Source organism: Streptomyces sp. NPDC001514 (assembly GCF_053597075.1).
In genome coordinates, this window is the sequence record NZ_JBSFHO010000015.1 from 39,708 (window position 1) to 55,898 (window position 16,191).

General features: G+C 70.6%; 15 protein-coding genes. 7 read left to right on the forward strand and 8 right to left on the reverse strand.

Translation table 11 applies throughout. The features are described 5' to 3' along the window. Positions 1-236 precede the first annotated feature (236 nt). Positions 237-1,478, forward strand: a complete 1,242-nt coding sequence (locus ACWCXB_RS17645) for a nucleotide sugar dehydrogenase (RefSeq protein WP_450723786.1) — start codon at positions 237-239, stop codon at positions 1,476-1,478. Positions 1,479-1,595: 117 nt separating this feature from the next. Beyond that, on the forward strand, positions 1,596-2,111 hold the full coding sequence (locus ACWCXB_RS17650; protein ID WP_450723788.1) for a hypothetical protein: 516 nt from the start codon (positions 1,596-1,598) through the stop codon (positions 2,109-2,111). A gap of 111 nt (positions 2,112-2,222) precedes the next feature. Here the strand turns inward: ACWCXB_RS17650 and ACWCXB_RS17655 are convergent, their stop codons facing one another. The 4 genes from ACWCXB_RS17655 to ACWCXB_RS17670 form a co-directional block, all read right to left on the reverse strand. Next, on the reverse strand, positions 2,223-3,347 hold the full coding sequence (locus tag ACWCXB_RS17655) for a GuaB3 family IMP dehydrogenase-related protein (protein ID WP_450723790.1): 1,125 nt from the start codon (positions 3,345-3,347) through the stop codon (positions 2,223-2,225). Between the two features lie 105 nt (positions 3,348-3,452). Beyond that, on the reverse strand, positions 3,453-4,955 hold the full coding sequence (gene guaB / locus ACWCXB_RS17660) for an IMP dehydrogenase (RefSeq protein WP_450723792.1): 1,503 nt from the start codon (positions 4,953-4,955) through the stop codon (positions 3,453-3,455). Positions 4,956-5,140: 185 nt separating this feature from the next. After that, positions 5,141-5,728, reverse strand: a complete 588-nt coding sequence (locus ACWCXB_RS17665) for a sigma-70 family RNA polymerase sigma factor (protein WP_450723794.1) — start codon at positions 5,726-5,728, stop codon at positions 5,141-5,143. Positions 5,729-5,970: 242 nt separating this feature from the next. Next, positions 5,971-6,582, reverse strand: coding sequence for a response regulator transcription factor (locus ACWCXB_RS17670; RefSeq protein ID WP_003948568.1), 612 nt, complete (start codon positions 6,580-6,582; stop codon positions 5,971-5,973). Between the two features lie 381 nt (positions 6,583-6,963). Here ACWCXB_RS17670 and ACWCXB_RS17675 point away from each other — a divergent pair, with 381 nt between their 5' ends. Further along, complete coding sequence (locus ACWCXB_RS17675; RefSeq protein WP_262006870.1) at positions 6,964-7,290, forward strand: WhiB family transcriptional regulator; 327 nt, start codon at positions 6,964-6,966, stop codon at positions 7,288-7,290. A 122-nt stretch (positions 7,291-7,412) separates the two neighbouring features. Here the strand turns inward: ACWCXB_RS17675 and ACWCXB_RS17680 are convergent, their stop codons facing one another. Then, a complete protein-coding gene (locus tag ACWCXB_RS17680) occupies positions 7,413-8,303 on the reverse strand; it encodes a LysR family transcriptional regulator (RefSeq protein ID WP_450723796.1) in 891 nt (296 codons plus the stop codon). Between the two features lie 91 nt (positions 8,304-8,394). Between ACWCXB_RS17680 and ACWCXB_RS17685 the strand changes: the two genes are divergently transcribed. Together ACWCXB_RS17685 and ACWCXB_RS17690 are read left to right on the forward strand one after the other, a co-directional pair. After that, positions 8,395-9,063: an MOSC domain-containing protein gene (locus ACWCXB_RS17685; protein ID WP_450723798.1), complete on the forward strand. Its 669-nt coding sequence runs from the start codon at positions 8,395-8,397 to the stop codon at positions 9,061-9,063. Positions 9,064-9,139: 76 nt separating this feature from the next. Then, positions 9,140-9,913, forward strand: a complete 774-nt coding sequence (locus tag ACWCXB_RS17690) for an SDR family NAD(P)-dependent oxidoreductase (RefSeq protein WP_450723800.1) — start codon at positions 9,140-9,142, stop codon at positions 9,911-9,913. Here the strand turns inward: ACWCXB_RS17690 and ACWCXB_RS17695 are convergent. Continuing rightward, positions 9,876-11,699, reverse strand: a complete 1,824-nt coding sequence (locus ACWCXB_RS17695) for a DUF2264 domain-containing protein (RefSeq protein WP_450723802.1) — start codon at positions 11,697-11,699, stop codon at positions 9,876-9,878. The genes ACWCXB_RS17690 and ACWCXB_RS17695 overlap by 38 nt on opposite strands. A 131-nt stretch (positions 11,700-11,830) precedes the next feature. Here ACWCXB_RS17695 and ACWCXB_RS17700 point away from each other — a divergent pair, with 131 nt between their 5' ends. Together ACWCXB_RS17700 and ACWCXB_RS17705 are read left to right on the forward strand one after the other, a co-directional pair. Then, positions 11,831-12,937 carry a substrate-binding domain-containing protein gene (locus ACWCXB_RS17700; RefSeq protein ID WP_450724007.1) on the forward strand — a complete coding sequence of 369 codons (1,107 nt, stop codon included), beginning with the start codon at positions 11,831-11,833 and terminating at the stop codon, positions 12,935-12,937. A gap of 62 nt (positions 12,938-12,999) precedes the next feature. Beyond that, positions 13,000-13,695: an ester cyclase gene (locus ACWCXB_RS17705; protein WP_450723804.1), complete on the forward strand. Its 696-nt coding sequence runs from the start codon at positions 13,000-13,002 to the stop codon at positions 13,693-13,695. Between the two features lie 87 nt (positions 13,696-13,782). Here ACWCXB_RS17705 and groL read toward each other — a convergent pair whose 3' ends face one another. After that, positions 13,783-15,411: a chaperonin GroEL gene (gene groL / locus ACWCXB_RS17710; protein WP_450723806.1), complete on the reverse strand. Its 1,629-nt coding sequence runs from the start codon at positions 15,409-15,411 to the stop codon at positions 13,783-13,785. A gap of 101 nt (positions 15,412-15,512) precedes the next feature. Further along, positions 15,513-15,821, reverse strand: a complete 309-nt coding sequence (gene groES / locus ACWCXB_RS17715; RefSeq protein WP_015035628.1) for a co-chaperone GroES — start codon at positions 15,819-15,821, stop codon at positions 15,513-15,515. Between the last annotated feature and the right edge of the window lie 370 nt (positions 15,822-16,191).

Here is a 16,191-nt window from a genome sequence, read left to right on the forward strand (position 1 = left end):
GTCGCCCCCGTGGGTCGGAGTCACAAACTTGATTCTGTCCGTACTCCCGGACTTCAGCCACCGCCTGTGGACAACACTCGGGCAGCCAGAGCCTCGCAATGCCGTATTTCGGTCATATTTACGCCTAGTGTGACATTGCGCCCCGCTGGTTCTGCCTCGTTCTGTCCACAGGACTTGCGAGCCACGTCCCCTTCGGCTACTGGGAGCTTCGGCTACCGGGAAGGACGTCCCCCGCCATGCCCGCAGATCTCGCCGTCATCGGACTCGGCCACCTCGGACTGCCGCTCGCCCAGGCCGCCGTGGCCGCCGGCATCGAGACCATCGGCTACGACACCGACCCGCGCCCCGTCGCCGAACTCGCCGCCGGCCGCCCGCCGGTGGACGGTTCGCTCAGCGCCTCCGAAATCCGCCGGATGCTCTCGGGGGGCTTCCGGCCGACCACCGACCCGGCCGAGCTCGGCCGGGTCCGTACAGCCGTCATCTGCTCCCCCACCCCCCTGGGCGCGGACCGCATGCTCGATCTGACCGCGGTCGGCGACGCCGCCCGCGCCCTCGCCGCCCGCCTGCGCCCGCGCACCACCGTGCTGCTCGAATCCGCGGTCGCACCGGGCACCACGGAGAGTTACCTCCAGCCGATCCTCGAAGAGGGATCGGGGCTCCGCGCGGGCCGCGACTTCTCCCTCGCGTACGCCCCCAGCCGTCTCGACCCCGGCAACCGCGCCGCAAGCCACGCCAACACCCCCCAGGTGATCGGCGGGCTCACCCCGGCCTGCACCGAGTCCGCCGCCGCGTTCTACGGGCGGATCACCGACAAGGTGGTCCGCGCACGCGGACCGCGCGAGGCCGAGACCGTCAAGCTCCTGGAAACCAACTTCCGGCACGTCAACATCGCCCTCGTCAACGAGATGGCGGTGCTCTGCCACGACCTCGGCGTCGACCTCTGGGACGTCATCCGCTGCGCCGAGACCAAGCCGTTCGGCTTCCAGGCCTTCCGCCCGGGCCCCGGCGTCGGCGGCCACGGCGTCCCCGTCGACACGATCGGCGCCCACCGGCCGCTGCGGCTCGTCGAGCTGGCGGGCCAGATCAACGAGCGCATGCCGCAGTACGTGATCCAGCGCAGCGCCACGCTCCTGAACGAGCACGGAAAGTCCGCGCGCGGGGCCAGGGTGCTGCTGCTCGGCATCACGTACAAGCCGGACCTCGCCGACCTCGAGGCCTCCCCCGCGCCCGAGATCGCCCGGCGTCTGATGGAGCTGGGCGCATCCGTGAGCTACCACGACCCGTACGTCTCGGACTGGCGCGTCCGCGACCGGCCGGTCCCCCGCGCGGACTCCCTCTACGAGGCCGCGGCCAACGCCGACCTCACGATCCTGCTCCAGCACCACCGCACCTACGACCTCCAGGGCCTGGCGGTGAAGGCCCAGCTCCTGCTGGACACCAGGGGCGCGTCTCCCGCAGGCGCTGCGCACCGCCTCTGAGCGGCCGCAGCCGGGACGGCCCGGGAATCCCCGTGTGTGCTGTCGGACCTGGGTGTTAGCCTCCAGCGCCACGTGTCGCACATCCGTGCGCACCCTTTTCCCGTGGGGGGATCCCGTATGTCTCAGTCCGTGCCGCCGCCCGGCAACCCGTTCGCCGACGGCGCCGCGCCCGCCGCCCCGGCTCCCGCGCCCGCCCGGTCGGGCAACGTCGCCCTCGGCATCGTCGCCGGTGTCCTGGCAGCCCTCGTCGGCGCCGGCGTCTACGGCGGCCTGATGCGCGCGATGGCCAAGGAGGACGGCAGCTACTCCGAGATCGGCTTCGTCGCCCTCGGCGTGGGTGCGCTCGTCGGCTTCGCGCTCGGCAAGGTCGGCGGCCGTAACCCGCTCCTGCCCATCCTCGGTGTCCCCCTCGCCCTCGCGGGCGTCTTCCTCGGCCAGCTGTTCGGCTACGCCCTGATGATCAGCTGGTGGTCCACCGCCTCCGGTGACGCCGTGACCGTCGTCGAGCTGCTCACGGCCCACATCGGCGACCTGGTCAAGGCCTGGAAGGAGGAGGCCGACTTCATGAGCGTGGTCTTCTTCGCCATCGCGGGCTTCGAGGGCTTCGCCATCACCAGGAAGGTCGCCGGGTAAGCGACCGTACGGACGCGACGCACGAGGGGCCCTGCACCGTCACGGTGCAGGGCCCCTCTCTCACGTACGAATCCCTCACGCACGAACGGGCGTCAGCCCGCGAGCACGGCGTCAGCGCTTGTGCTGCGAGTCCGCGACCGTCACCTCGACGCGCTGGAACTCCTTGAGCTCGCTGTAGCCCGTCGTCGCCATGGCCCGCTTCAGGGCGCCGAAGAAGTTCATCGAGCCGTCCGGGGAGTGCGACGGGCCGGTGAGGATCTCCTCCGTCGTGCCCACGATGCCCAGGTCGACGAGCTTGCCGCGCGGGACGTCCTCGTGGACGGCCTCCATGCCCCAGTGGTGGCCGCGACCGGGCGCGTCCGTCGCGCGGGCCAGCGGGGAGCCCATCATCACGGCGTCCGCGCCGCAGGCGACGGCCTTCGGGAGGTCCCCGGACCAGCCGACGCCGCCGTCCGCGATGACGTGCACGTACCGGCCGCCGGACTCGTCCATGTAGTCGCGGCGGGCCGCGGCGACATCGGCGACGGCGGTGGCCATCGGGACCTGGATGCCCAGCACGTTGCGCGTGGTGTGCGCGGCGCCGCCGCCGAAGCCGACGAGGACACCCGCCGCGCCCGTACGCATCAGGTGCAGGGCCGCGGTGTACGTGGCGCAGCCGCCGACGATGACCGGGACGTCGAGCTCGTAGATGAACTGCTTCAGGTTCAGCGGCTCCGCGGCGCCCGAGACGTGCTCGGCCGAGACGGTCGTGCCGCGGATGACGAAGATGTCCACACCCGCGTCGACGACGGCCTTGGAGAACTGGGCGGTGCGCTGCGGCGAGAGCGCGGCGGCGGTGACGACGCCCGAGTCGCGCACCTCCTTCAGGCGCTGCCCGATCAGCTCCTCCTTGATCGGGGCGGCGTAGATCTCCTGGAGGCGGCGGGTCGCGGCCTCGGTCGGCAGCTCCGCGATCTCGTCGAGCAGCGGCTGCGGGTCCTCGTACCGGGTCCACAGGCCCTCGAGGTTCAGCACACCGAGGCCGCCCAGCTCACCGATGCGGATCGCGGTCTGCGGGGAGACCACGGAGTCCATGGGAGCGGCCAGGAAGGGCAGCTCGAAGCGGTAGGCATCGATCTGCCACGCGATCGAGACCTCCTTGGGGTCCCGGGTGCGCCGGCTCGGGACGACGGCGATGTCGTCGAACGCGTACGCCCTGCGGCCGCGCTTGCCGCGCCCGATCTCGATCTCAGTCACGATGTGTGGCCTTTCCCTCTACGTCTGCGCCTACCAGTATCCCCGACACACACGTCAGGGGCGGTCCCGGCCATCCCCGGTACCGCCCCTGATAAACCCGTGCGACTACTTCCTGCTGTAGTTCGGCGCCTCGACCGTCATCTGGATGTCGTGCGGGTGGCTCTCCTTGAGACCCGCGGACGTGATCCGTACGAACCGGCCGCGGTCCTGCAGCTCCGGCACCGTCCGCCCGCCGACGTAGAACATCGACTGGCGCAGACCGCCGACCAGCTGGTGGACGACCGCGGACAGCGGGCCACGGTAGGGCACCTGACCCTCGATGCCCTCGGGCACGAGCTTCTCGTCGGAGGCGACGCCCTCCTGGAAGTAGCGGTCCTTGGAGAAGGAGCGCTGCTCGCCACGGGACTGCATCGCACCGAGCGAGCCCATGCCGCGGTACGACTTGAACTGCTTTCCGTTGATGAACATCAGCTCGCCCGGCGACTCCTCGCAGCCCGCGAGCAGCGAGCCGAGCATCACCGTGTCGGCGCCCGCGACCAGGGCCTTCGCGATGTCGCCGCTGTACTGCAGACCACCGTCGCCGATGACCGGGATGCCCGCCGCCTTCGCCGCGAGCGAGGCCTCGTAGATCGCGGTGACCTGCGGAACCCCGATTCCGGCGACGACTCGCGTCGTACAGATGGAGCCGGGGCCGACACCGACCTTGATGCCGTCGACACCGGAGTCGATGAGCGCCTGGGCGCCGTCGCGGGTGGCGACATTGCCGCCGATGACGTCGACGGACGAGTTGGACTTGATCTTGGCGATCATGTCGCCGACCAGCTTGGAGTGACCGTGCGCGGTGTCGACGACGATGAAGTCGACCCCGGCCTCGATCAGGGCCTGGGCGCGCTCGAAGGCGTCACCGGCGACACCGACGGCGGCGCCGACGAGGAGCCGGCCCTCCTTGTCCTTCGCCGCGTGCGGGTACTTCTCCGCCTTGACGAAGTCCTTGACGGTGATGAGGCCCTTGAGGATGCCCGCGTCGTCGACCAGCGGCAGCTTCTCGATCTTGTGGCGGCGCAGCAGCTCCATGGCGTCCACGCCGGAGATGCCGACCTTGCCGGTGACCAGCGGCATCGGGGTCATGACCTCGCGCACCTGCTGCGAACGGTCCGACTCGAAGGCCATGTCGCGGTTGGTGACGATGCCGAGCAGCTTGCCCACCAGGTCGGTGACGGGGACCCCGCTGATCCGGAACTTGGCGCAGATCGCGTCGGCCTCGGCGAGCGTCGCGTCGGGGTGCACCGTGATCGGGTCGGTGACCATGCCGGACTCGGAGCGCTTCACCAGGTCGACCTGGTTGGCCTGGTCGGCGATGGAGAGATTGCGGTGCAGTACACCGACGCCGCCCTGGCGGGCCATCGCGATGGCCATGCGGGCTTCGGTGACCTTGTCCATGGCGGCGGACAGCAGCGGGATGTTCACCCGGACGTTCTTCGAGATGAACGAGGAGGTGTCGATCTGGTCGGGCGCCATGTCGGACGCGCCGGGCAGCAGCAGCACGTCGTCGTAGGTCAGCCCGAGTGTCGCGAATTTCTCGGGCACTCCGTCGACGTTGGCAGTCATGACACCTTCCCCAAATGGCCTTGATCGGTGCGGATGTCCATGCTAACGGGCTCCGCGGGTGTCTCATTCCACGATCAAGATCAGTCAGAATATTTGTGCGTTCGTACGTATGTGACGTACGAACACGAAGGTACGTGACGCACGCGCCGCGCGTGACGCGACGTGTGACGTACGCACGCGGACGGTCATTGCTCCGCCAGCGCCCGCAGCCGGCTCAGCGCCCTGTGCTGCGCCACCCGGACCGCGCCCGGCGACATCCCGAGCATCTGCCCGGTCTCCTCCGCGGTAAGGCCGACGGCGACCCGCAGCACCAGCAGTTCCCGCTGGTTCTCGGGCAGATTGGCGAGGAGCTTCTTGGCCCACTCCGCGTCGTCGCTGAGCAGGGCCCGCTCCTCGGGGCCGAGCGAGTCGTCGGGTCGCTCGGGCATCTCGTCGGACGGGACGGCCGTGGATCCGGGGTGCCGCATCGCGGCACGCTGCAGATCGGCGACCTTGTGCGCGGCGATGGCGAACACAAATGCCTCGAACGGGCGTCCGGTGTCCTTGTAGCGCGGCAGCGCCATGAGGACCGCGACACAGACTTCCTGCGCGAGGTCCTCCACGAAGTGGCGGGCATCACCCGGCAGCCGGCTCAGCCGGGTGCGGCAATAGCGCAGGGCGAGCGGGTGCACATGGGCCAGCAGGTCGTGCGTGGCCTGCGCGTCGCCGTCGACGGCACGAAGAACGAGTGCACCGATGGCCCCGTGGGCATTCGCCGCCTCGTCGTTGCGCATCGGTCCATGGTGCCTTGACTGGCGCTGCTCTGTGGCACTGCGTCCGTAGTTGTGCACCGAAGCGTTATGAGCAGGTGCGCCGGAAGTCATCTCCTGCGCCCTCCCCTTGCGCTCGACAGACTGGTCCCTGAGGAACTCCACACCCTCAAGGATGCGGCATGTCGCGGGAAACGTGTGCCCATGGGCTGCGGTCGCCCCGCCCACCGGTCGGCGGGCGGGGACGGCCGTGCGCTCGGCACCGCTCAGCGGACCAGGCCCCAGCGGAATCCGAGCGCTACGGCGTGCGCCCGGTCCGAGGCGCCCAGTTTCTTGAACAGTCGCCTGGCGTGCGTCTTCACCGTGTCCTCGGAGAGGAACAGCTCGCGCCCGATCTCGGCGTTGGACCTGCCGTGGCTCATGCCCTCCAGCACCTGGATCTCGCGCGCCGTGAGCGTGGGCGCTGCACCCATCTCGGCCGAGCGCAGCCGGCGCGGGGCGAGCCGCCAGGTCGGGTCGGCGAGTGCCTGGGTGACCGTGGCCCGCAGCTCGGCGCGCGAGGCGTCCTTGTGCAGATAGCCACGGGCACCTGCGGCCACGGCGAGAGCGACGCCGTCCAGGTCCTCGGCGACGGTGAGCATGATGATCCGGGCGCCGGGGTCGGCGGAGAGCAGCCGGCGGACGGTCTCGACGCCGCCCAGTCCGGGCATGCGTACGTCCATCAGAATCAGGTCCGAGCGGTCGGCCCCCCAGCGGCGGAGGACTTCCTCGCCGTTGGCCGCGGTCGTCACGCGCTCTACGCCGGGCACGGTTGCGACCGCGCGACGGAGCGCCTCTCGGGCGAGCGGGGAGTCGTCGCAGACGAGGACGGATGTCATGGCCGCCCTCCGCAGCTGATGCGCGTCACCTTGAGCCTCCAGGCTGGTTACGTATCGTCACCTGTGCGGTTGACGCTCTCGGACTCCTGCCCGAGCGCTTGTTCTCTCAACCGCCTCCGCACTCTCAACGACGGTCACTCGAAAGAGTTACGGGTGCGCCGGGCACCTTCGGCACTCTACGTGAGGACCTACGCACGGAGCAGAGCGACACAGCTCATCGACGCGTCACCTGGTGGGTATGCCCCATTTAGCGGCTTTTCTTCCCTTTTGCTGGTGTCTGTGGCTAGATTCGCAATGAGTCATATTTACATCTACTTACACCGTAGATGTACGGTCGGAGCTTCAGGCATCCACTCAGCACGGCTAAAGGGGACATGCGCTATGGCAGATTTCTCCCGCCTTCCCGGACCGAACGCCGATCTGTGGGACTGGCAGTTGCTCGCGGCATGCCGTGGGGTCGACAGCTCACTCTTCTTCCATCCCGAGGGGGAACGCGGCGCGGCAAGGAGTGCGCGCGAGAACTCGGCGAAAGAGGTCTGCATGAGGTGCCCGGTGCGCGCGGAGTGCGCAGCGCACGCACTGGCAGTGCGGGAGCCCTACGGGGTATGGGGCGGACTGACGGAGGACGAGCGTGAGGAGCTCATGGGGCGGGCCCGTAACCGGCTGATCCCGGCGTCCAGCGCGGGAGGCGTCACCGGTCACGGTTGACGTACGGCCAACCGTTCCAAGAAAAGAAGAAACGTTCCTGCACCCTCCGGCCCGGCGTCGGGCGCCAAGGGGAGCAGGGGTTCAGCGCGCCTATGCGCAGGAGCGCGCCGAGGGGGCGGAGTTCAGCGCGCCGCGGCGAGTGCCAGCTGGTCGAGGGTGGCCGCGACCGTCGGGACCTGGGCCAGATCGGGGAGGGTCAGAGCGACGATCTCGCGCTGTACGGACGGCTCCACCGTGACCGTACGAGCGCCCTTGGGCAGCACCGACTCCAGTGCGAGTTCCGGCAGCACCGCCACACCGAGACCGGCGCCGACGAGTCCGACGACGGCCGGGTAGTCGTCCGTGGCGAAGTCGATCCTGGGGGTGAACCCGGACTCCTCGCAGACCGCCACGAGTTGGCGGCGGCAGCGCGGGCAGCCCGCGATCCAGGGCTCGTCCGCCAGTTCGGCGATGGGGACCGCCCCCGCGTCCGCGAGCCGGTGCCCCTCGGGCACCAGACCGACGAGCCGGTCGCTCAGCAGCGGCCGTACGACCAGGTCCTCCCACTCCGCGCCCGCGGAGCCGTAACGGAAGGCCAGCGCCACATCGCAGTCGCCCTCGCGCAGCATCTCCTCGGAGCGCGGCGGCTCGGCCTCGACGAGCGAGACACGGGTGCCGGGGTGCGCCGCGCGCAGGGCGGCGAGCGCGGTGGGCACGAGCGTGGAGCTGCCGCTGGGGAACGACACCAGACGCACCCGGCCCGCGCGCAGCCCCGCGATCGCCGCGACCTCCTCCTCCGCGGCGGTCAGCCCGGCCAGGATTCCGGCGGCGTGGCGCACCAGGACCTCGCCGGCCTGGGTGAGCCGCATCTCCCGGCCGGTCCGGATCAACAGCGGTGTGCCGGCGGAGGTCTCGAGGGCCTTCATCTGCTGACTGACGGCGGGCTGGGTGCAGCCCAGCTCGCGCGCCGCCGCGGAGAAGGAACCGGTGGCGGCGACGGCGCGCAGGACACGGAGATGGCGGGCCTCGATCACCTCTTGAGCATAAGGCGCACTTGGGGTAGTGGCGAAATATTCAATGGAAACTTGGGGACGGTCGGCGCGGCGCCGGGTTAGCGTCGCCCGCATGAAGCTTCTGACCGTGAATGTGGGACGGCCGAAGGCCGTGGAGTACACCGACCAGCCCGACGGCGTCACCGGGATCGACAAGCGTCCGGCGGACGGCCCGGTGCGGGTGACCGATCCGGGACCCAAGGGCACGGGCGCGAGCGGCGTCGCCGGGGACGCGGTGTGCGACCTGCGGCACCACGGCGGGACGCACCAGGCGGTGTACGCCTTCGCGCGCGAGGACCTCGACCTCTGGGAGGGCGAGCTCGGCCACCCGCTGCCCAACGGGGCCTTCGGCGAGAACCTGACCACGTCCGGGCTCGATGTGACCGGCGCCCTCATCGGGGAGCGATGGCGGATCGGCGCGCAGCTGGTCCTCGAGGTCACGTCCGGCCGTGTTCCGTGCCGTACGTTCGCGGGCCACCTCGGTGAGAAGGGGTGGGTCAAGCGGTTCACGCAGACCGCTGCCCCGGGGGCGTATCTGCGGGTCGTCGAGCCGGGCGAGATCCGGGCGGGCGACGCGATCGAGATCGTGCACCGGCCGGACCACGAGGTGACGGTCGGACTGTCCTTCCGGGCGGGGACGACCGAGCGGTCGCTGCTGCCGCGCGTGCTCGCGGCCGGGGACGCGCTCCACCCCGGCCAGCTCGCCGACGCCAGGGAATACCTGGCCAAGTACGGGTCGTAGGCGGCGCGGTCCGGCGGCGCCCGGGCCGGGCGGTCGGGTGCGTCGTACGCGTACGCGGGGCACTAACGTGCCGCGTATGACGACAGCACTGATTACGGGCGCGACCGCGGGCATCGGGGCCGCCTTCGCGCGGCGGCTCGCGGCGGACGGGCACGACCTGGTCCTGGTGGCGCGGGACACCAAGCGGCTGCAGGAGCAGGCCACGGAGCTCCACGACCGGCACGGCATCGAGGCGGAGGTCCTGTCCGCGGACCTTGCGGAGGAAGGCGGGATCGCCTCGGTCGAGGCCCGCCTCGCGGACCGGAAGCGGCCCGTGGATCTGCTGGTGAACAACGCAGGGTTCGGCAACAAGGGCCGCTTCCTGGAAGTGTCCATGGCCGATGAGCTGCGGATGCTGAAGGTGCACTGCGAGGCGGTGCTGCGGCTGACGTCGGCGGCGGCCGGGGCGATGCGCGAGCGCGGTCGCGGCGGGGTGGTGAACGTGGCGTCGGTGGCGGCGTTCGTGCCGCGCGGGACCTACGGCGCGTCCAAGGCGTGGGTCGTGCAGTTCACGCAGGGCGCGGCGCGCGATCTGGCGGGGACGGGGGTGCGGCTGATGGCGCTGTGCCCCGGTTTCGTACGGACCGAGTTCCACCAGCGGGCCGGGATGGGGACGGACAACATTCCGGGCTGGATGTGGCTGGACGCCGACAAGCTGGTGTCGGCGGCGCTGGCCGACCTGGCGCGCGGGAAGAAGGTGTCCATCCCGGATCCGCGCTACAAGGCGCTGATGGGCGTGGTGAAGTTGGCGCCGCGCGGTCTGCTCGGCGGGGTCAGCTCCAAGGCGGGCCGCAAGTACGGACCGAAGTAGTTCCGTCCTGCCAGGTCACCGTGAGGGTTCGGGTGCCGGTGACCTCTATGTCGGCGAGTGAGGCGACGGGCGCGGGGGCGGGCTCGTCGGTGAGCGAGGCGAGGGCGACGAAGAACGCTTCCGGTCCGCCGGTCGTGCCGTGCAGCGCGGCGGTACGGGAGCCCGGGCCCTGGAGGGTGGAGCCGGTGTCGGACGCGGTGCGCACCGTGTAGCCGTGCACCGGCTGGAGTTGGGCGGTGGGGCCGTCGGGGGTGGTGGCCCAGCCCGTCTGGCGTACGGGAGTTCCGTCGGGCGCGCCGACGACGAGATGGGCGCGGACCTCGGCGCGGCCGTGGGCGAGCGTCAGGGAGTGGACCCGGACGCCGGGGCACGGAGTGTGGGCGGACGCGGCCCAGCCGGGGCCGGATCCCTGCGGCTCGGCGGGGCCGCGTGAGGTGGGGCTTCCGTCGAGGACCAGGGCGAAGTGGTTGTCGTCGGAGTCGGTTCGCCCGGTGACCGGGCCGGTACGGGTGGAGTACGCGAAGCGGGCGTAGCAGGGATCGTCGTCGCCTCCGGTGGCACCGACGGGTCCTGTCCCGTGGTTGTGGAGGCGTACGAGCCCGTCGGCAGCGGTGGACTGGATGAGCAGGCCGGCCGGGGCGAGGGCCGTGACGGCGTCCTCGGTCTCCGCGGGCAGCGGCTCCTCGCGGTCGGTCCAGGCCGGGTGGCCGGGCGGAAGGAGCAGGCCGAGGAAGCCCTTCGAGGCCCAGTAGGGCGATGCCGGTCCCGAGTAGCGCTGGAGCACGGGTTCGTACGGGCCGTGCCAGCCGAGCGTGAGCAGTCCCCGGGCGTCGGTGGCACCCCGGTGGAGGAAGTGGCGCACGGCACCGGAGGCGAGACGGCGGGTGGCGCCGGGGGTGAGCGGCGTGTGACCGGTGAGGGCGCCGAGCCAGGGGGCGGCCGCGGCGGCGAACCGGTACGTGAGCGAGCGGCCGTACGGCATCGGCGAGCCGTCGGCGCCGAAGAGGCGGGCGTAGCCGTCGAGATGGGCGCGCAGCCGCGGACCGTAGCGGTCGAGGAGGTCCTTGTCGCCGGCGAGATGGGCGTGCAGGACGGGATAGAGGTGCAGGGCCCAGCCGTTGTAGTGGTCGAAGGACCGGCCGGCGCCGTCGCTGTACCAGCCGTCGCCGGCGTACCACTCCTCGATCCGGGCGAGTGAGCGGTCGATCGTGAGCTGGGCGCGGTCGGTCTCGATGCCGGCGTCCTGGAGGAAGCCGGCGACGGTGAGGCCGAAGAGCCACCAGTTGTTGTCGACGGGGGACGGGCCGAGGGCGGGCAGCAGCCAGTCGACGGCGCGCTGCCGGGTGCGCTCGTCGAGGGTGTCCCAGAGCCAGGGGCGGGTGAGCCGCAGGGAGAGGGCGACGGAGGCGGATTCGACGATCGCCTGGCGGACGTCGACGATGCGGGGCCAGGCGTCGGTGCCGTACGTGCCCAAGGCGCCGTACGCGCCCGAGGTGCCGGAGGCGAGCCCTTCCGCGTATCGCGCGAGGTGGCCGTACGGGTCGTCGCCGCCGGCCCCGGCGACGCGGAAGGCGGCGAGCAGGAACGTACGGGCGTAGCCTTCGAGGCCGTCCGACAGCGACCCGGAGCAACTGGGGCGCGGCCCCGGGAGGTTGATCAGGCCGCGACGGGGTGAGGCGTACGGGCGCACGGCCAGCAGGAGTTCGTCCGCGACGGCCTCCCAGTGGGCGCGGGTCCAGCCGGTGTACGGGCTCAGCTCACGGTTCTCGGACGGCGACGCGGGCATGATCCGCATCATGGGCACGGATTGTTCGAAGGTCAACTAGTTTGAGCGAATGATCGAAATTCTTGTCGTTCGATCACGTTGCATTAATGTCCGGCTCACCGGACCACCACATCGCGAGGGGGACTGCCGCCGTGCGCGCGAGTGCTGCCCAACGTCACGACAGACTGCTCGACCTGGTGCGGGAGCGCGGCACCGCGCGCGTGGCCGACCTCGCGGGCCAACTCGGGGTGTCCGCGGTGACCGTGCGCCGGGACGTGGAGGCGCTCGCCGGGCGGGGGCTGCTGGACCGGGCGCACGGGTCGGTGTCGTGGCCGGAGGGGCACACACTCCCCCAGCAGCGCCCGGACGGGAGCGGCCTGGTGCTCGGCATGCTCGCGCCCTCGGCGACGTACTACTTCGCGGAGGTGATCCGCGGGGCGAGCGAGGCGGCCGCGCGCGCCGGGGCACGGATCGTCCTGCGGATCTCCGACTACCGCCCGGCCGAGGACCGCGCGCACACCGAAGGGCTGCTGGACGCGGGCGCCGACGGGCTGCTGATCGCGCCCGGGTGGCGCAGTCCCGACGACCCGGCCGAGCACGGTGACTGGATCGCCGAACTGCCCGTGCCCGCCGTACTGCTGGAGCGCCGGCCGGTGCCGGGGAGCGCGCTGGACGAGCTGGACCGGGTCTCGTCCGACCACCGGCACGGGGTGCTGCTCGCCGTGCGCCACCTGGTGGGGCTCGGGCGCGGGACACCGCTGCTGATGGCGCGCGCGGACAGCCCGACGGCGCTGGCCGTGCGCTCCGGGTACGGGGAGGCGCTGGGGGCGCTCGGGTTGCGCGCACCCGCGCCGGTGATCGATTCGGTGCCGGCCGAGCAGGACCCCGAGGGCTTCGAGGCGGCCGCGCAGGCACTGCGGGCGGCAGTGGTGTCGGGCGAGGCGACGGCGGCGCTCGTGCACAACGACGTGGACGCGATCCAGCTGGTGCAGCGCCTGGCCGAGCTGGGTCTACGGGTGCCGGAGGATCTGGCCCTGATCGCGTACGACGACGAGGTCGCGGCGCTCGCCGGCACACCGCTCACGGCCGTTGCCCCGCCGAAGCGTCATGTGGGGAAGCAGGCAGCGGAGTTGCTGATCGAGCGGCTGACGGGTGGCGCGGCGCAGGCCGCGGACGAGCCGCGGCGGCATGTGACGCTCCTGCCACGGCTGAACGTCCGGGCGTCGTGCGGGGTGGACGACGGCGCCCCTTCCGCATAATCGGCCCTAAGGGGCATTTCTCACTAAAATGGGCGTATCCCAGCGACCTCCGGGGTGACGCCATGACATTCGTACAATTGATCGACTGCAAGACGGATCGCGTGGACGAGCTCAACCGGCTCATGGACACCTGGATCGAGCAGACCAAGGGCAGGCGCACCGCGACCCACAGCCTCCTCGGCACGGACCGCTCCGACTCGACCCATGTCGTGGAGATCGTCGAGTTCCCGTCGTACGAAGAGGCGATGAAGAACTCCAACCTGCCCGAGACCGACCGGATCTTCCAGGAGATGGTCGCCCTGTGCGACGGCCTGCCGACGTTCACCGACCTGGAGGTGATCAGGGACGAGCAGCTGAACGAGGCGGCCTGCCGCAGGTTCTTCACGGAGGCACTGCCGAGCGGTGACGCCGCCTTGCTCGGCGAGCTGCTCACCGAGGACTACCTCGACCACGATCCCTCCAACGCGCAGGACGTCGTCGGCGTGGAGGGACTCCGCAAGGAAGTCGCCACATGGAAAGGCGGGTTCGACTTCGGCTTCACGGTCGAGGACCAGATCTCGGACGGCGAACGCGTATGCACGCGCTGGACCTGGACAGGCCTGCACAAAGGCGAGTTCATGGGGGTCACGGCGACCGACAAACAGGTGACCATGACCGGGACGACCGTGCAGCGTTGCCGTGAGGGCAAGATCTGCGAGAGCTGGTGGCAGTACGACCGGCTGGGCCTGATGGGCCAGCTCGGCGTGCTCGAGATGTAGCCGCCAAGCGTACGTACGGCACGCGGAAGGCCCCCGCTCCCTCTCCGGGAACGGGGGCCTTCTCAAGCCCTGAACGGGTGAGTGGGCTCAGTGGGAGTGACCGTGGCCGTGGCCGTGGCCCGCCTCCGCCGGCTCCTCTTCCTTCTTCTCCACCACGAGGGTCTCGGTGGTGAGCAGCAGGGAGGCGATCGACGCGGCGTTCTCCAGCGCGGAGCGCGTGACCTTGACCGGGTCGATGACGCCGGCCTTCACCAGGTCGCCGTACTCGCCGGTCGCGGCGTTGAAGCCGTTGCCCTTCTCCAGCTCCGCCACCTTGGAGGTGATGACGTAGCCCTCGAGACCGGCGTTCTCGGCGATCCAGCGCAGCGGCTCGACGGCGGCGCGGCGGACGACCGCGACACCGGTGGCCTCGTCGCCCTCCTTGCCGAGGTTGCCCTCCAGCACCTTCACGGCGTGGACGAGCGCGGAGCCACCACCGGAGACGATGCCCTCCTCGACCGCAGCGCGGGTCGCGGAGATGGCGTCCTCCAGGCGGTGCTTCTTCTCCTTCAGCTCCACCTCGGTGGCGGCGCCGACCTTGATCACGCACACGCCGCCGGCCAGCTTCGCGAGGCGCTCCTGGAGCTTCTCGCGGTCCCAGTCGGAGTCCGTGGACTCGATCTCGGCCTTGATCTGGTTGACCCGGCCGAGGACGTCCTCGGAGCTGCCGCCGCCGTCGACGATCGTCGTGTCGTCCTTGGTGATGGTGACGCGGCGGGCGGAGCCCAGCACGTCCAGACCGGCCTGGTCGAGCTTGAGGCCGACCTCCTCGGCGATGACGGTGGCACCGGTGAGGGTGGCCATGTCCTGGAGCATCGCCTTGCGGCGGTCACCGAAGCCGGGGGCCTTGACCGCGACCGCGTTGAAGGTGCCGCGGATCTTGTTGACGACGAGGGTGGAGAGCGCCTCGCCCTCGACATCCTCGGCGATGATCAGCAGCGGCTTGGAGCCACCCGCCTGGATGACCTTCTCCAGCAGCGGCAGCAGGTCCTGGATCGAGGAGATCTTGCCCTGGTTGATCAGGATGTACGGGTCGTCGAGGACGGCCTCCATACGCTCCTGGTCGGAGACCATGTACGGGGAGAGGTAGCCCTTGTCGAAGGCCATGCCCTCGGTGAAGTCCAGCTCCAGACCGAAGGTGTTGGACTCCTCGACGGTGATGACACCGTCCTTGCCGACCTTGTCCATCGCCTCGGCGATGAGCTCGCCGACCTGCTGGTCCTGGGCGGACAGCGCGGCGACGGCGGCGATGTCGGACTTCTCCTCGATCGGACGCGCGGTGGCGATCAGCTCGTCGGAGACGGCCTTGACCGCGGCGTCGATGCCCTTCTTCAGGGCGGCCGGGGAGGCACCGGCGGCGACGTTGCGCAGACCCTCGCGGACCAGGGCCTGGGCGAGCACGGTGGCGGTGGTGGTGCCGTCACCAGCGATGTCGTTGGTCTTGGTCGCCACCTCCTTCACCAGCTGGGCGCCGAGGTTCTCGTACGGGTCGTCGATCTCGACCTCGCGGGCGATCGTGACACCGTCGTTGGTGATGGTGGGGGCGCCGAACTTCTTGTCGATCACGACGTTGCGGCCCTTGGGGCCGATCGTCACCTTGACCGTGTCGGCGAGCTTGTTGACGCCGCGCTCAAGGGCGCGACGGGCGTCCTCGTCGAACTTCAGGATCTTCGCCATGGAGCTTCTCAAGTCCTCTCAAAACGAACCGCGCCCCGGACCGCCCGGCTTCTTACGATGCGGGGGCCAGGGGCGCGGCTCAAAGCAAATCTGCCGGTGAATTACTTCTCGACGATCGCGAGCACGTCGCGGGCCGAGAGGACGAGGTACTCCTCGCCGTTGTACTTCACCTCGGTGCCGCCGTACTTGCTGTAGAGCACGACATCGCCGGTCTTGACGTCGAGCGGCAGGCGCTCGCCGTTCTCGAAGCGGCCCGGGCCGACGGCCAGGACGACGCCCTCCTGGGGCTTCTCCTTGGCGGTGTCCGGAATGACCAGGCCAGAGGCCGTGGTCTGCTCGGCGTCGAGCGGCTGGACCACGATGCGGTCCTCGAGCGGCTTGATGGCAACCTTGGAGCTGGTGGTCGTCACGATCCGACCTCCCCCTTCGGAGATCTCACGGGGTTTGACTGTCTGAGGTGGCGACCAGGTCGATCCGTCGTCGCGGGTGCCGGACCTGCCCGTCGCTGTTTTGGCACTCTCCGGTGGGGAGTGCCAGAGCCGAGACTATGACCGCGATTAGCACTCGGTCAAGCGGAGTGCCAATCCCCCGCGCGCCGAGCGCGGGCGGCCGGGAGCTGTGGCTCGATCTCCTGAAGCCGCGGCTCGATCTCGAGCCGGACACCGACAGGACAACGACGGGACGCGGCGCGGCGTTCCGTACGACCTACGGGGATGCCGTCCGACAGGGTCGCGCCCGGCGCCTTCGCCCGCGGCGGCCGCTGCGCCTGCCACAGCGCAG